The organism is Clostridioides sp. LIBA-6822 (assembly GCF_056688955.1).
Genome location: NZ_CP196995.1, coordinates 450,037 through 465,132 on the forward strand (window position 1 = coordinate 450,037; position 15,096 = coordinate 465,132).

Sequence of the window (15,096 nt, forward strand, 5' to 3'; positions counted from 1 at the left end):
TAAATATTTAAAAGTTATATTAGTTTATAGAGTTAGCAGAACCTAAAACATCATCTATTTTGCTTTCAACTACAGCTTGTATAGCATCTCTACCAGCACCAATGTATTTTCTTGGGTCAAATTCTTTTGGATTTTCAGCTAAGAATTTTCTGATAGCAGCAGTCATAGCTAGTCTTAAGTCAGTATCCATGTTTATTTTACAAACAGCCATAGAAGATGCTTTTCTTAACATTTCTACAGGTACACCTTTAGCTCCAGCTATATCTCCACCAAATTCATTACATGTAGCAACTGCATTTTGGTCAACAGCAGATGCACCATGAAGAACTATTGGGAAACCTGGTAACTTGCTTTGGATTTCTTCTAGTATATCAAATCTTAATTTAGCTTCTCCTTTGAATTTGAAAGCACCATGAGAAGTTCCTATAGCTATTGCTAATGAATCAACTCCTGTTCTTTCAACAAACTCAACTGCCTCAGCTGGTTGAGTATATTTGTGAACATCAGAAGTAACATCATCTTCTGTTCCAGCTAAAACACCAAGTTCTGCTTCAACAACAACACCTTTAGAGTGTGCATATTCAACAGCTTCTTTAGTTATTTTAACATTTTCTTCAAAGTCAAAATGAGAACCATCTATCATAACTGAAGAGAAACCAGCATCAATACAAGTTTTAATAGCATCCATATTTGGACCATGGTCTAAATGAAGAGCTACGTCTACACCTATTTCATCAGAAGCAACTTTAACCATTTCAACTAATGTATGAGGTCCAGCATATTTAACAGCTGACATAGAAGCTTGTATCATAACATAAGAGTTTTTAGCTTTAGCAGCTTTTAAAACACCTTGTAATTGTTCTAAGTCACTTATGTTAAATGCACCTATAGCAAATCCACCTTCGTAAGCTTTTTTAAACATTTCTTTTGTAGTAATTAATGCCATTTTAAAACTCCTCCTATTAACTTTTAAAATTTACCCATCACTTATATTATAACGTTAAATCAAAAAAAGTATATAGTAAATTGTAATAACTATAAATTACAAGTATAATGTTAAATATAAGATAATAGGATTAGGTAAAATAAGAAAGAATATAAACATTTTAAGAAGAATTAAGATAAAGGAGACTTAACTATGCCACAGATAAAAATAAGAGGAATTCATGAGAATGATATATGCAAAATAAGTGAAAAGATGATAGATGATTTAGTTGAAGCTGTAAAATGTCCAAGGGATTATTTTGAGATAGAATGTATAAAGTCAATTGCAATAAGGGATGGCAAAATAGCAGATGTATACCCTTTTGTTGAAGTAGCTTGGTTTGATAGAGGGCAAGAAGTACAAGATATAGTAGCAAGAATAATAACTGATAGTATAAGAAATAATTTAGATGTAGAAAGTATGGATTTAGCATTTACAGTATTTGAAAAAGAAAAATATTATGAGAATGGAGAACATTTTTAATGGCTAAAAAGCAACGTATAGATAAAATTCTTTCAAACTTAGGTTATGGAAGTAGAAGTGAAATAAAGAAATATTGTAAGCAGGGGTCTGTAGTAGTAAATGGAAGTGAAGTTTCAAATCCAGGAACTCAAGTAGACACTGAAAATGATGAGATACTATTTAATGGAGAAGAAGTTGTATATAGAGAATATATATATTTAATGATGAATAAACCAGATGGATATATATCGGCAACTACTGATAAATACGACCCAACAGTTTTAGATTTAATTGATTTATCATACTTAGCCTTTGAACCATTTCCTGTTGGTAGGCTAGATAAAGACACAGAGGGATTATTAGTTTTAACTAATGATGGAAAGCTTTCTCATAGAGTTTTATCTCCTAAGAAGCATGTGCCTAAGACTTATTATGCAAAAATTGACGGAGTAGTTACTGAAGAAGATGTAGAAGATTTTGCAGAAGGTGTAGTGCTTGATGATGGATATAAAACTATGCCATCTCAGTTAAATATATTAAAGAGCGATGATGAATCAGAGATAGAACTTACAATACATGAAGGTAAGTTTCACCAAGTAAAAAGAATGTTTGAAAGTGTGGGTAAAAAAGTAGTATACTTAAAAAGATTGTCTATGGGTAATTTGAAATTGGATGAGAGTTTAGAACTGGGTGAGTATAGAGAGTTAACAGATGAAGAAGTAAAGATGATTGAAGAAAGATAATATAATAAATTGGAGGAAGGTTTGTGAAGAAAAAGGATATTGTAGAATTTGAAATAGATAAAATGGAATTTGGTGGTACATCATTAGGCCAAATTGGAGACAGAGTTATTCACATGAAGGGTGGAATAAGTGGTCAAAAGGTAAGAGCTGGTGTTAAAAAAGTTAGAAGTAAGAAAGCCGAAGTTAAGATGATAGAATTATTAGAGTACTCACCACTTGAAACTGAAGAAGCTTGCAAGCATTTTAGAGAGTGTGGAGGATGTACATTACTATCAGTACCATATGAGAAGCAATTGGAAATAAAAGAAAAGCAAGTTATGGATTTATTCTTAAAGCAAGATTTATTTGGATTTCAATTTTTAGGGATAGAAGGAAGTCCAGAAAACAAATATTATAGAAATAAGATGGAGTATACTTTTGGAGATGAAGTAAAAAATGGACCTTTGACATTAGGGCTTCATAAAAAAGGAAAGCATATAGATATACAAACTGTTGAGGGGTGTATGTTAGTTGATGAAGACTTCTCAAAGATATTAGTTTCTAGTGTAGAGTTTTTTAATAAAAAAGAGCTTCCTTATTATAGAACAATGAATCATAAAGGATATTTGAGACATCTTGTAGTTAGAAAAGGGATTCATACTAATGAGATTATGGTTAATATAGTAACTTCTTCTCAAGAAGATTTTGACATGGGCGAATTTAAAGAGATGCTTTTAGGGATTGATTTCAAAGCTGAGTTAGTAGGGATACTTCATACTATTAATGATGGTTTAGCAGATGCAGTCCAATGTGATGAGTTAAGAGTATTGTATGGAAGAGATTATATACAAGAAGAAATTTTAGGTCTTAAATTTAAGATTTCTCCATTCTCATTTTTCCAGACTAATACTAAGGGAGCCGAGGTTCTTTATAGTATCGCTAGAGATTTTATTGGAGATTACAATGACAAGGTTGTGTTTGACTTGTATAGTGGGACTGGGTCTATTGGACAGGTTATGGCTGGTGCAGCTAAGAAGGTGTATGGTATTGAGATAGTCGAGGAAGCTGTTGTTGCGGCTAATGAGAATGCTAAGTTGAATGGGCTTACTAATTGTGAGTTTATTGCTGGAGATGTGGCGAAGGTTGTTAAGGATTTGAAGGACAAGCCTGATTTGATTATTGTTGACCCTCCTAGACCAGGTATTCATAAGGATGCTATTAGGGATATTTGTGGATTTGGCGCTAAGGAGATTGTTTATATTTCTTGTAATCCGAAGTCTTTGGTTGTTGATTTGGTTGATTTTAAGGGATATGGTTATGAGATTAAGATGGTTAAGTGTATGGATATGTTCCCGAATACACCTCATTGCGAGACTGTAGTTAAACTTATTAGAGAATAGCAGGGTTCTAGCTATTTGTATGATACTATAAAGGTGAATTTGCCACCGATTTGCCACCGTAATTATTTTTCGGTGGCAAATTTACTATACAATGCTTTCAAAAATATTTACTGTTTGGTTTCTCATGTTGTTAGTTACATGTGAATATGTATCCATAGTTGTTGACATTTTAGCATGCCCTAATCTATGTTGTATATATTTTATATTAGCACCATTTTCTAATAACATCGTAGCATGTGTATGTCTTAAACTATGAAAATTAAAATCTATACTAAGATCATAATTAACAACTCTACCTAAATATTTTAAACTATTTGTTGTTACATATTCACCCATTTCTTTTGTGCATATAAAGTTAGAGTTTATATACCATTCACCAAATTTTAATTTCATTTCTTTTTGCAACTTCTTATGTTCCCTTAAAACTTTTGTTAATGTATCACTGATATTTATTTTTCTGTAAGAGCTTTCTGTTTTAGGTGTGCCTAATTCAAAACCTTCTTTTCCTTTGCTTATCAAAGTATGTCTAACGTGTATAATTTTGTTTTCTAAGTATACATCATCCCATTGTAAAGCAGTTAGGATGCTGATTTGCAAAATAGCTATGGAGTAATGGAAGAAGACCAGTTATTAAAAACAATGCTTACAGTAGGAGAGTATGTAAATTATATAGTAAAAGTAAATGAAGTTAATGGATTTGATACATCTTTTGAAGATAAAGTAGAAGAAGCAAAAAACTAATTCGAGGTGGTGGATTTGATGATAGCTTTACTCATTATTGTATCCAAAAATTAAAGTGGAAACCTAGTGAATATATGAATTTAGAAGTTAATGAGAGAGCATTAGCAGCCACCTCATTACTTGTTAAGATAGAAGATGAAGAAGAAGCAATGAAAGAAGCTGAAAGAGAGAAAAAGAGAGGTAGGAGAAGATAGAACTTAAAGCTAAAGATTAAATTGGTATAGTCACATTACTAATATATGAAAATGTTACAATTTTGGAAATAGATGGATATATGTTGTATAGTAGAATGTATTATGCGACAAAATGGTGGAACAATGGACACCAACCGATACAAAATATTGCCTATAATATTTTTTATAGTCAATAAAAAGATGAAATTTTTTATACATAATAATGATGAATATAACTGGATGAATAAATTTAATTATAAAATGTTGTATATAGTAAGCACTTACAAACATGTAGGCGGGTACTTTTTCATTTCTCCAAATAACATTACCTACTTCATCAATAATTATATATTATATATACTAGCAATAAAAAAAGACCCTAAAAGAGTCTTTCCCGAAAAATCTATATATTATAATATAGTTATATTTTCTGCTTGAGGACCTCTAGCACCTTTAACTATATCAAAGCTTACTTGTTGACCTTCTTCTAATGACTTAAATCCTGAAGTTTGTATAGCTGAGAAATGAGCAAATACATCATCTCCACCTTCTATTGATATAAATCCAAATCCTTTTTCATTATTAAACCATTTCACTATTCCATTATTCATTAAAAATACTCCTATTAACCTGTATCAAGATATACTTGATTTAATTGTGCATTAACACAAATATTATTATATCACAGAGTAATAGAAATGTCTACTTAATTGTATTTTTTAGTTAACATTTCTGCTTATTCTTAATATTGAAAATATATTTAAGACCTTTGTATTACTATAGATTAATACGAATATAGATAAAGCTAAAAAGGATTTTCTATAAAACAAAATCTATTTAATTATACTTACTAATACTATCACTTGATGTGAATAAGATTCTAATAGATGATTCTATACTATAGTATCATCTAAGTGCATATCTATAAAATTATAATAATCATATTAAATATCAGTATAAGCAGTTAATATATGTGTACATCGATACAATTTATTTTTAAATATATATTATTACACACCTAAAAAACTTTCACAAAAACAAAAAAGTATATGTTTTTGATAACTTGCTAATATAACTTATAACTCATTTTACAAGTCTTAGTCCATGTATATTTACGCTACTAAAGTTCTCTAGTTTTACTGATTTAGTTTTATGCTACAATTAAAACAATATAATATAACTAGTTATTACTCAACATGTATGTTTGAAAACTGAATAAGTTTATAGATATGAAATAATATTTTTTATATTAAAAAAAACTAAAAAAGTAGAATGTGTGGTAAATTTCACCTGTAGTTTTTGTCTTAAAAAGCTCCTATTATCAGTTTAAGTTAGACTGAATTAGGGAGCGATATGAGATGGAAGAAGAGTTTAGAAATTTAAAAGATGATGAATAAAATGGTGGCAAATTATGTTTTACCACCTATTTAAAATAATTTGTTTTTTATTAAAAAATTTAATATAGTATGATATAGTGCAGTAGTTTCAATAAATCTGGTGTCGTAAATGTTAGAGGGATGTAATACATTCTTGAGTGCCCATAGTAGTTTTAATTCAGATATTTTCTCTTAAGTGTCCATCTAAATACAACATTTCTAGCAGGAAAGCAGCAAGAGAAAATATTTAAAAATAAGAATTTTTATTATGGCAGATTGGATTTTCTATATTCAGCAGGTGTTTGCCCTAAATATTTCTTAAATACTTTACAGAAATATCCAACACTCTCAAACCCTATACTTGACGAAATAAAAGTGATAGTATCTGTTGTAGTAAGTAACATATCCTTAGCACGTTCCAAACGGTATTTATTCAAATAATTGATAGGTGTAGTTTGAATACTTGCCTGAAAACAACGTAAAGATTCATTTTTGCTTATATTGGCAGCATGGGCAATTTTATCCAACGTTAGAGATGTCATATATTGTTCGTGTATATACTGTAGCATTTTTTGCATCCGAGCTTGACGAAGAAAATTGGATGAATTTCTTTGGATTGAAAGCTGGTCTTTTATCGTGACAAAAAGTTTTTCCCACAATAAAACAACATCTCTAAATATTCTAAGTTCCCATAAGGAATCTTTTTGCTGCGCTTGCTGGCGAATCGAATTTAATGTTTGCAATAATCCTGTATGTGCTGGATTATTTTTTTGCAAAAAATAATATTTACAGTCAGAAGTCAGTACAGGAGAAATGTATTTATTATATATGGAAGTTGATGAGGGAGCTACAAATTCAGGTGCAAACAAAATAGAAATCATCTGCCCATTTGCAGTTGTCTCAAAACGATGGATAATTCCATTATTTATGAATAAGCCATCGCCACCTTCCATTAGAAGGCTTGTATTTCCAATTTGACAAACAACAGGTCCTAATAAAACATAAACAAATTCAAAATCATTATGCCAATGCCATTCTACGCATTGGTTTTTATATTTTTCAATTTCATCAAAGTAATACTCAAAGCGAAATTCAGATGTGCCAGATTGTGTAGTTGATTTGAGCGTATCGTCTGTTGTAATTTCAAAAATCTGCATGATGTTTTTGTGTCCTTTCTTTTATTTTGGTGATATTTTACCATAAATAGGTGGTATTTTGCAACAATTACATGATTTAATATGTGATAATATACAATATTGAGGGAAATAAATAGTTGCTAGAGAGAAGAATGAGATTTTTATTTAGAATTTAGTTAAAGGTCACAAGGAGGAAAAAATGAAAAAATTATTACTTTTGCTACCAATATTATCTGGTGTTTTGTGGGGGTCAGTTGGTATATTTGTGAGGCGGTTGAACACATATGGAATGGATAGCTATACCGTGTTATCATCAAGGACGCTTGTAGCAGTATTTATATTACTTATTGGTATACTGATTTATGATAAATCATTGCTTAAAATCAGAGTAAAAGATATATGGGTGTTTCTTGGTGGAGGATTACTCGGAATGCTTGGATTAAATTTCTGTTATAACGAATCTATCAATCGCCTAACCTTATCCCTTGCAGCAGTTTTACTCAGTTTATTCCCTATATTTGTTATGTTTATGGCGGCTGTTCTCTTTAAAGAAAAAATCACATTAAAGAAATTTGGATGTATGTGTTTAGCAATTGTGGGGTGTACACTATCAAGTGGAATTTTGGAAAACAATTCTGCAATAAAATGGTCAATGGTAGGAATTTTTATAGGTGTATTATCTGCATTCTTTTATGCGATGTACAGTGTATTTTCAAAAATAGGGATGGAAAAGGGATATAACGTATTTACGATTACGTTCTATAGTTTGTTAATCAATACGATTGTATTACTGCCTTTTACAAATTGGGCAACAGTAGGTGGTTTTATAGACATAGCTCCAGTGGAAAATATTATATTTTTAGCGATGCACTCTGTATGTACTTCTGTACTACCTTATGTTCTATATACAATTGCACTCACTTTTATCGAAACAGTGAAAGCATCCATTTTGGTTGCTGGAGGAGAGCCAATAGCTGCTATGATATTTGGGATAATGTTTTTCTCGGAAAATTCTACAGCTTTGTCAGTCTTTGGGCTGGCTGTTACCATTACTGCACTTATTTTATTATGCAGACCATCTAAAGAAACTATGAAAAATGTTTAGAAAGGACGTGTACTATGGAGTATAACTTTGATGAGATTATAAATAGGAATAATACATTTTCAATGAAATGGAGTGGTGTAAAAGATAAAAATAGCATTGCACTCAGCACAGCTGATATGGATTTCCATACACCAGATGTTATTGTTGATGAAGTAAAAAAAATAGCTGCTTTTGGGGTATATGGATATGTGGTTCCAAGAACAGATTATTACCATCCTTTTTCAGAGTGGTGTAAAAATCATTATAAATGGAATATAGAAGAAGAATGGTTAAGTTATTCGCATGGAGTAATTGCGAGTATGGGAAATGCAGTGCGAGCATTTTCAAACATAGGTGATCAGGTTGTTTATCAAACCCCAGCATTTTATCTGTTTCATGAACTGATTGTAACAAACAAGCGTCAACCAGTATGTAACTCCCTCATTTATGAAAATGGACAATATCGTATTGATTTCGATGATTTAGAAAAAAAGGTGCAAAATCCAAAAGCCAAAATATTTCTGCTATGCAATCCGCAAAACCCAACTGGGCGTGTGTTTACTAGAGAGGAACTGCTCCGTATTGGGGAAATATGTAGAAAAAATCAAGTCGTGATTGTCTCAGATGAAGTACATTGTGATATGGTATATAAACCACATAAACATATTCCAATAGCATCGTTGAATGAAGAAATAGCAAATATAACCATTACCTGTATGTCACCGACAAAAACATTCAATATAGCGGGATTGCAGGTAGCAGTTAATATCATTCCAAATCCAAATATGTGGGAGAAATATGAGATGGAGCTGTTGGCTATTGACAGTAAAAGGCCTAATATTTTTGCAATGTATAGTTTTTATACTGCTTATAAAAATGGAGAGCAATGGCTTAGCAAATTGAAGGAATATTTAAAGTTAAACAAAGAGTTTGCTTTGACCTTCATTTCAAAAAAATTTCCAGGATGTAAAGCTGTGAATCCAGAAGGAACATATTTGATTTGGGTGGACTGTTCAGAATTACAGACTGGGGGAAAATCTATTAAGGAATTTTTCTCTGAAAAGGCAAATGTATACGTTTCTGATGGCTTAGAATATGGAAAGGATGGAGCTGGATTCATTCGAATAAATTTAGCTTGTCCACGCTCACTTCTTGATGCAGCATTGATAAGAATGGTACACATAATAGATGATTCAATTTGAGCAAAAGAAAAGGAATGATGAAATGAATATAGGTTTTTTAATTGGAGAAAAAATTGAGGCAGAATTTTTTTGTTGTTGGCTTCAGCAATCTCAAAGATAGGAACACTTTTTACAGTAAATGGTGGGAATTCAATGTTTACTTTATACATTACTTGAGATTTTATACAAATAAAAGCCGTGTCAGTTTGAGGTCACGGCTTTTAACTATAATGTTAAATTTACCAACTTTGCATTGTGCTTATTATCTGAAACTTTAAACTATAATTTCCATACCATCATAAGCAAAGGAAATATTATCAAGCCCCTTCTCTAATTCACTATAATAACCATAGGATTTTCCCCACATTTCATCAATATGTGTAACTATAACTTTTTTAATTCTGTAATAATTTTTAATTTCTATAACTTCATCCAAAGTAAATATTTCATCCTTGAATGGTGCATCTTTAAGTTCTGTTCCATCATTTAATATGCCATCATCAGAAACTAAACTGATTATTAAAACATCTGCATCAAAGTACATATCATTATGAGTAAATGGCTTTGGATTGCAACAAGCATATATGACCTTTTTATCATTCTCTTTGATAACATAGAAAGTTATATTCCTATCTCGGTTGTTGTTAAACAAATCAATATCAAAATTATCTATCTTTATATGAGAAGTTTCATTAACAGAAATGCAGTGTAGAATATCCCCATAATATTTAAGACAATCAAGGTTCATTCGATTTATATCTTCAATCACTTCAGGCAATGCATAAAATTCAATAGGAGTATTTTTATCTGCGATAAAATCATAGCCAATTTTTTCGACAATTCTAATGCCTTTAACATGGTCTGGGTCATGGTGAGAAATCGAAAGGTGTTTTACTTCTGAGATTTTCTGTCTGTTACAAGCTACTGCAATATCTTCAGGTGTGTCTATCAACATTTTTATATCATCAATATATAGGCTTGGGCCTAATCGTTCATATTTTCCACCTTTTTGCCTGGCTTCCTCACATATTTTGCATTTACAAAATGAACTTGGAATAATTGACATACCACCACTACCAATAATTTTTAATTTCAAAGTTATCATACCTCCTTAGTAAAATATTAGATTACATAAATAATCTACACTTAAAACTGCTTAACAAAATTTTGATTTAGTAGATTATATCATGTATAAATATGAAATAACAGAAATATATGAATAGGCTTAAGGATATATTAATACAATGTGCATAAAAAATATCATAAATATATGATAATATAAATACAGTAATACCATTTTATTAATTTTTTGGGTTTTTATATATTTAAGTATTGGGGTGATATAGTTGAACCAAGAGATATTTTTTAAAATAATGAATGAAATATTAGAAAATATTGACGAAGGGGTCCATTTTGTTAACAAAGAAGGGAAAACTATAATCTACAATGATTCTGTACAAAAAATGGAAAAAATGAACAGACAAGATATTTTAACGAATTCATTTTTTGATATAGTCAGCAAAATGAAAATAAATAGAAGTACACTAGTAGAAGTTTTGGAGAATAGGAAAATTATCAAAGACAATGTTCAAAAATATCTAGATAAAAATGGGAAAGAGATAACAGCAATTAATACTACGATACCAATTGATGTTAAAGGAGAATTTGTAGGGGCACTTGAAATATCAAAGAATATGACAACCATAGAAACGTTACTAAACAGAAATTATAAAAAAAATCTAATCAACAAAGTTAATAATCAACAAAAGAAAGGTTATGGCTTTGATGATATTTTAGGGGAAAGTAATCTGATTAAAGAGGCAATATCAAAATCTAAGAAAGCCTGTAAGTCTGACGCTTCAGTATTTATATATGGGGAAACTGGAACGGGTAAAGAGTTATTTAGTCAGTCTATTCATTATGGAAGTAATAGAAAAAATTATCCATTTATAGCACAAAATTGTGCAGCTTTGCCAGAGTCGCTATTTGAAGGAATACTATTTGGGACTAGCAGGGGAGGATTTACAGGAGCAGTAGATAGACCAGGTTTGTTTGAACAAGCTAACAAAGGAACTTTATTATTAGATGAAATAAATTCCATGCCTATTATGTTACAGGCTAAATTACTAAGGGTTTTACAAGAAGGTTATGTAAGAAGAGTTGGTGGAACTAAGGACATACCTGTTGATGTAAGAATTATTGCAACAACAAATGAAAGTCCAAGAGTTATTTTAAATGAGAATAAAATAAGGAAAGATTTATATTACAGACTTAACATAATTCATATAGAGATTCCTCCTCTTAGAGATAGAAAAGAAGATATATCTTTGTTATGCAAAAAATTTATTTCAAAGTATAATAAAAAATTAAATAAAAAAGTGATAGGAATTTCAGATGAAGCTATCAAAGTTCTAAAAAATTATGACTGGCAAGGTAACATAAGAGAACTAGAAAACATAATTTATTGTACTATGAGTATGATGGAAGATGAGATACAAATAGAAACAAGTATGATTAATCTAAATGACTATTACAATCTTAAAGAGAATAAAGAGATTAATAATTACTCTTTAAATGATTTAGAGAATAAGACACTTAATGGCATCCTTGGTGAGATAGAAGAAAAGTATATCTGTGAATCATTAAAAAAGACCTCGTATAATATAACTAAGGCTGCATCTATTTTAGGTATGAATAGGCAAAATTTACAATATAAAATGAAAAAATATAATATCAAAGTCTTATAAAGAAGTAAAATAAAAAAGAAAAATAAAGGAGCAAAATTATTATAAAAGAGCAAAATTTTTTGCTCTTTTTTTATTTCTTAAATAAAATATTATTTTTTATTTATGAAAACACATAACAAAGTAATTATAGTTTCAACGTTTCAATAAATATTTATTTTAATTTCAAAGTTGGCATGATTTATGCTTTAACTAATTATTGAGAAGATATAAATTTTTAGGAGGGTGTATATATGAGAAAAGTAAGAGTTGGAATATGGGGATTTGGAGCTATGGGAATAGGTATGGCTAATATGATTCTAAAAAAAGAAGGTATGGAAATAGTATCTGTTTGTAGTAGAAGTACTTCAGGGAAAAGCATGTATGACATCTTAGAAATTGAAAGAGGAGAAAGACCGGAAGTTATTATCAATGGAAATTATGAAGAAGTTTTTAAAGAAAAAAGTGTAGATGTTGTTTTATTAGCAACTGATTCATTTACTAAAAAGGCTTTTGATAAAATAATGTTCTTATTAAATAGAAAAATAAATGTTATATCAACAGCAGAGCAAATGGCATATCCACAAGCTGATGATGCAGATTTAGCTAAAAAAATGGATGAAGTTGCAAAGGAGAATGGAGTAAGTATACTTGGAACAGGAATAAATCCAGGATTTGTGTTGGATTTACTAGTATTAGCTCTTTCAGGGACTTGTGAGGAAGTTACTAGTATAAAAGCGAAGAGAGTAAATGATTTATCGCCATTTGGAAAATCTGTTATGGTAGAACAAGGTGTAGGAGCAACAAGAGAGGCATTTATAAAAGGTGTAGAAAATAATACTATAGCAGGTCATGTAGGATTTGTAGAATCAATAAACATGATAGCTGATGGATTGGGATGGAAACTAGATAAGATAGAACAAACAAAAGAGCCAATAATGACTACAGTAGATAGAAAATCTAAATATGGAGAGGCATTGGCTGGAAATGTTGCTGGTTGTAGACAATGTGGATATGGATATGTAAATGGAGATGTTTTGATTGAAATGGAGCATCCACAACAGATAATACCTGAAGCAGAAGGCATTAAAACAGGAGATTATGTATCAATAAAAGGTATACCAAACATTGATTTGCAAATAAATCCTGAGATACCTGGAGGAGTAGGAACTTATGCAATGATAGTAAACTCTATTCCATTAATAATAAATGCTAGACCAGGTCTTAAAACTATGTTAGATATACCAGTACCTAGAGCAATAATGGGAGATGTAAGAAATCAGATTGAAGTTGAATTAGAGGAAGAATCAAATGCCAATTAATAAAATAATAGCTGGTTAATAAGGAGATGAAAAAATGGATGCTAAAGTTAATGATTGGGTTATTATACACAACATAGTACTGACTCCAGAAGAAAGAGCTCCACAAGTTCCAGAGGATACTAAGAAAGTATCCTTAGAAATGTGGGTTAAAGGATTTATACAAAAGGATGCTTCTATAGGTGATTTAGTAGAAGTTAAAACAATTACAGGTAGACTTGTAAAAGGTAACTTACTTAAAGTAAATCCATATTATACTCATGACTATGGTAAATGTATACCAGAGTTACTCCAAATAGGGATACAGGCTAAAGAAATATTATTTGGAGGTGTATATAATGAATAATACAGCATCAATGAAAGATATGAGCTATCAAGCTGTTATGGGAAGAAATAATGAAATAATGAAAAATGCAATTGGATTGGATTACTCATCTTTTGAACAAGAAGGAATAGGATTTGATTATGAAAAAATGATGGGTGAAACAGGATATACATTACAAGATATCGAAGCGATTCAATCACAATATGCTGTTGGGAATACTCCTATAATAGAACTTAAAAATTTGACTAAGTTAGCTAGAAAATGTGCTCCAGAAGGTAAAGGAGCTAGAATATTTGTAAAAGATGAAGCAATGAATGCATCTGGTAGCTTTAAAGCAAGAAGAGCAGCTACTGCCGTATATCATGCTAAAAAAATGGGCTATAAAGGCGTAATAGCAGCTACTAGTGGTAACTATGGTGCAGCTGTAGCATCTCAAGCAGCTATGCAGGGTTTAAAATGTATAATAGTTCAAGAATGTTATGATTCTAATGGTGTAGGTCAACCCGAAATTATAGAAAAAGCAAGAAAATGTGAGGCATATGGAGCAGAAGTTATCCAATTAACAGTTGGTCCAGAATTATTTTACACATTCTTAGTTTTATTAGAAGAAACAGGATATTTTAATGCATCATTATATTCACCATTTGGAATTGCAGGTGTAGAGACTTTAGGATATGAGTTAGCTATTCAATTTAGAGAAAAATATAAAAAAGACCCTGATGTAGTTGTTTGTACAAATGCAGGTGGAGGTAATCTCACTGGAACTGCAAGGGGATTGATAAAAGCTGGTTGTCTTAATACTAAAGTAGTAGGAGCAAGTGTTGACTTAAAAGGATTACACATGGCTAGTGATAATCAATTTAATAAAAAATCATTTACAACAGGGCATACAGGTTTTGGTATACCTTTCTGTACGTGGCCTGATAGGTCAGATGTACCTAGGTCTGCAGCTAGACCACTTAGATATATGGATAGATATGTATTAGTAAAACAAGGGGAAGTTTTCTATACAACTGAATTATTGGCACAACTAGAAGGAATAGAAAGAGGTCCTGCAGGAAATACATCTTTAGCAGCAGCATTCTCTTTAGCCCAAGAATTAGATGAGGATAAAGTTGTAGTAGTACAAGAAACAGAGTATACAGGAGCAGGTAAACATATATGTCCACAGCTTACTTTTGCAAGAGAAAATGGAATAGATATAAAATTTGGAAATCCAAGAGAAGAAATTGCAGGAGTAAACTTAATATTACCAGAAAGACCAGAATTATTAAAATGTGTTGATATTGATATGAATAAAATAAGAAAATCATTTATAAAAAATTGTATATCTAACAATAACATTGATAATGTTGATAATTTAAGTAATCAAGATATAGAGTTTTTAATGGAAGAAGTAAAAAGTTCAAGAGATTTTGTTATTGATACGTTAAATAATTTATAATAATGACTAATTTTCAATTTAATAC

At 30.5% G+C, this 15,096-nt stretch carries 15 protein-coding genes; 10 read left to right on the forward strand and 5 right to left on the reverse strand.

Translation table 11 applies throughout. The features are described from left to right. Positions 1 to 19: 19 nt before the first annotated feature. Positions 20 to 946: a class II fructose-1,6-bisphosphate aldolase gene (gene fba / locus ACTG48_RS02475; RefSeq protein WP_479918016.1), complete on the reverse strand. Its 927-nt coding sequence runs from the start codon at positions 944 to 946 to the stop codon at positions 20 to 22. A 192-nt stretch (positions 947 to 1,138) separates the two neighbouring features. Between fba and ACTG48_RS02480 the strand changes: the two genes are divergently transcribed. Genes ACTG48_RS02480 through rlmD form a run of 3 tightly spaced genes read left to right on the forward strand, consistent with a single transcriptional unit; the run spans position 1,139 to position 3,569 of the window. Continuing rightward, complete coding sequence (locus ACTG48_RS02480) at positions 1,139 to 1,468, forward strand: DUF1904 domain-containing protein (RefSeq protein ID WP_479918017.1); 330 nt, start codon at positions 1,139 to 1,141, stop codon at positions 1,466 to 1,468. Beyond that, the gene (locus ACTG48_RS02485) at positions 1,468 to 2,190 is read left to right on the forward strand and encodes a pseudouridine synthase (protein ID WP_479918018.1); all 723 of its coding nucleotides are present in this window, start codon (positions 1,468 to 1,470) and stop codon (positions 2,188 to 2,190) included. Before ACTG48_RS02480 ends, ACTG48_RS02485 begins: the two co-directional genes overlap by 1 nt. Before the next feature lie 23 nt (positions 2,191 to 2,213). Then, positions 2,214 to 3,569 carry a 23S rRNA (uracil(1939)-C(5))-methyltransferase RlmD gene (gene rlmD, locus ACTG48_RS02490; protein WP_479918019.1) on the forward strand — a complete coding sequence of 452 codons (1,356 nt, stop codon included), beginning with the start codon at positions 2,214 to 2,216 and terminating at the stop codon, positions 3,567 to 3,569. Between the two features lie 84 nt (positions 3,570 to 3,653). Here the strand turns inward: rlmD and ACTG48_RS02495 are convergent, their stop codons facing one another. Further along, a complete protein-coding gene (locus ACTG48_RS02495) occupies positions 3,654 to 4,166 on the reverse strand; it encodes a site-specific integrase (protein ID WP_479918020.1) in 513 nt (170 codons plus the stop codon). On the opposite strand from ACTG48_RS02495, the gene ACTG48_RS02500 reads away from it, so the two are divergent. After that, the gene (locus ACTG48_RS02500) at positions 4,161 to 4,310 is read left to right on the forward strand and encodes a phage tail assembly chaperone (protein WP_479918021.1); all 150 of its coding nucleotides are present in this window, start codon (positions 4,161 to 4,163) and stop codon (positions 4,308 to 4,310) included. The two genes, ACTG48_RS02495 and ACTG48_RS02500, sit on opposite strands and share 6 nt — an antisense overlap. 583 nt (positions 4,311 to 4,893) lie before the next feature. On the opposite strand, the gene ACTG48_RS02505 is transcribed toward ACTG48_RS02500, so the two are convergent. Then, positions 4,894 to 5,094 (reverse strand): cold-shock protein, encoded by a 201-nt coding sequence (locus tag ACTG48_RS02505; protein WP_021384215.1) that lies wholly within the window; start codon positions 5,092 to 5,094, stop codon positions 4,894 to 4,896. Positions 5,095 to 6,125: 1,031 nt separating this feature from the next. Continuing rightward, positions 6,126 to 7,016 (reverse strand): AraC family transcriptional regulator, encoded by an 891-nt coding sequence (locus ACTG48_RS02510; protein ID WP_479918022.1) that lies wholly within the window; start codon positions 7,014 to 7,016, stop codon positions 6,126 to 6,128. Positions 7,017 to 7,194: 178 nt separating this feature from the next. Between ACTG48_RS02510 and ACTG48_RS02515 the strand changes: the two genes are divergently transcribed. After that, positions 7,195 to 8,100, forward strand: coding sequence for a DMT family transporter (locus tag ACTG48_RS02515; RefSeq protein WP_479918023.1), 906 nt, complete (start codon positions 7,195 to 7,197; stop codon positions 8,098 to 8,100). Between the two features lie 14 nt (positions 8,101 to 8,114). After that, the gene (locus ACTG48_RS02520) at positions 8,115 to 9,281 is read left to right on the forward strand and encodes a MalY/PatB family protein (protein ID WP_479918024.1); all 1,167 of its coding nucleotides are present in this window, start codon (positions 8,115 to 8,117) and stop codon (positions 9,279 to 9,281) included. Positions 9,282 to 9,534: 253 nt separating this feature from the next. Here ACTG48_RS02520 and ACTG48_RS02525 read toward each other — a convergent pair whose 3' ends face one another. Next, positions 9,535 to 10,356, reverse strand: a complete 822-nt coding sequence (locus ACTG48_RS02525) for an MBL fold metallo-hydrolase (RefSeq protein ID WP_479918025.1) — start codon at positions 10,354 to 10,356, stop codon at positions 9,535 to 9,537. A gap of 277 nt (positions 10,357 to 10,633) precedes the next feature. On the opposite strand from ACTG48_RS02525, the gene ACTG48_RS02530 reads away from it, so the two are divergent. The 4 genes from ACTG48_RS02530 to ortB all read left to right on the forward strand — a co-directional run bounded on the left by ACTG48_RS02530 (position 10,634) and on the right by ortB (position 15,071). Continuing rightward, positions 10,634 to 12,007 carry a sigma-54 interaction domain-containing protein gene (locus ACTG48_RS02530; RefSeq protein WP_479918026.1) on the forward strand — a complete coding sequence of 458 codons (1,374 nt, stop codon included), beginning with the start codon at positions 10,634 to 10,636 and terminating at the stop codon, positions 12,005 to 12,007. Positions 12,008 to 12,237: 230 nt separating this feature from the next. Beyond that, complete coding sequence (gene ord / locus ACTG48_RS02535) at positions 12,238 to 13,305, forward strand: 2,4-diaminopentanoate dehydrogenase (protein WP_021382965.1); 1,068 nt, start codon at positions 12,238 to 12,240, stop codon at positions 13,303 to 13,305. A 34-nt stretch (positions 13,306 to 13,339) separates the two neighbouring features. Beyond that, entirely contained in the window at positions 13,340 to 13,648 is a 309-nt protein-coding gene (ortA, locus tag ACTG48_RS02540; protein WP_021382991.1) for a 2-amino-4-oxopentanoate thiolase subunit OrtA, read from the forward strand. Next, the gene (gene ortB / locus ACTG48_RS02545; RefSeq protein WP_479918027.1) at positions 13,641 to 15,071 is read left to right on the forward strand and encodes a 2-amino-4-oxopentanoate thiolase subunit OrtB; all 1,431 of its coding nucleotides are present in this window, start codon (positions 13,641 to 13,643) and stop codon (positions 15,069 to 15,071) included. Before ortA ends, ortB begins: the two co-directional genes overlap by 8 nt. Positions 15,072 to 15,096 lie beyond the last annotated feature (25 nt).

What these genes read in the sequence shown, in the direction of transcription:
- ACTG48_RS02510 (WP_479918022.1), bottom strand. Translation starts at nt 7,016, where the DNA reads ATGCAGATTTTTGAAATTACAACAGACGATACGCTCAAATCAACTACA.
- ortA (WP_021382991.1), top strand. Translation starts at nt 13,340, where the DNA reads ATGGATGCTAAAGTTAATGATTGGGTTATTATACACAACATAGTACTG.
- ord (WP_021382965.1), top strand. Translation starts at nt 12,238, where the DNA reads ATGAGAAAAGTAAGAGTTGGAATATGGGGATTTGGAGCTATGGGAATA.
- ACTG48_RS02480 (WP_479918017.1), top strand. Translation starts at nt 1,139, where the DNA reads ATGCCACAGATAAAAATAAGAGGAATTCATGAGAATGATATATGCAAA.
- ACTG48_RS02515 (WP_479918023.1), top strand. Translation starts at nt 7,195, where the DNA reads ATGAAAAAATTATTACTTTTGCTACCAATATTATCTGGTGTTTTGTGG.
- ACTG48_RS02505 (WP_021384215.1), bottom strand. Translation starts at nt 5,094, where the DNA reads ATGAATAATGGAATAGTGAAATGGTTTAATAATGAAAAAGGATTTGGA.
- fba (WP_479918016.1), bottom strand. Translation starts at nt 946, where the DNA reads ATGGCATTAATTACTACAAAAGAAATGTTTAAAAAAGCTTACGAAGGT.
- ACTG48_RS02530 (WP_479918026.1), top strand. Translation starts at nt 10,634, where the DNA reads ATGAATGAAATATTAGAAAATATTGACGAAGGGGTCCATTTTGTTAAC.
- ACTG48_RS02485 (WP_479918018.1), top strand. Translation starts at nt 1,468, where the DNA reads ATGGCTAAAAAGCAACGTATAGATAAAATTCTTTCAAACTTAGGTTAT.
- ortB (WP_479918027.1), top strand. Translation starts at nt 13,641, where the DNA reads ATGAATAATACAGCATCAATGAAAGATATGAGCTATCAAGCTGTTATG.
- ACTG48_RS02520 (WP_479918024.1), top strand. Translation starts at nt 8,115, where the DNA reads ATGGAGTATAACTTTGATGAGATTATAAATAGGAATAATACATTTTCA.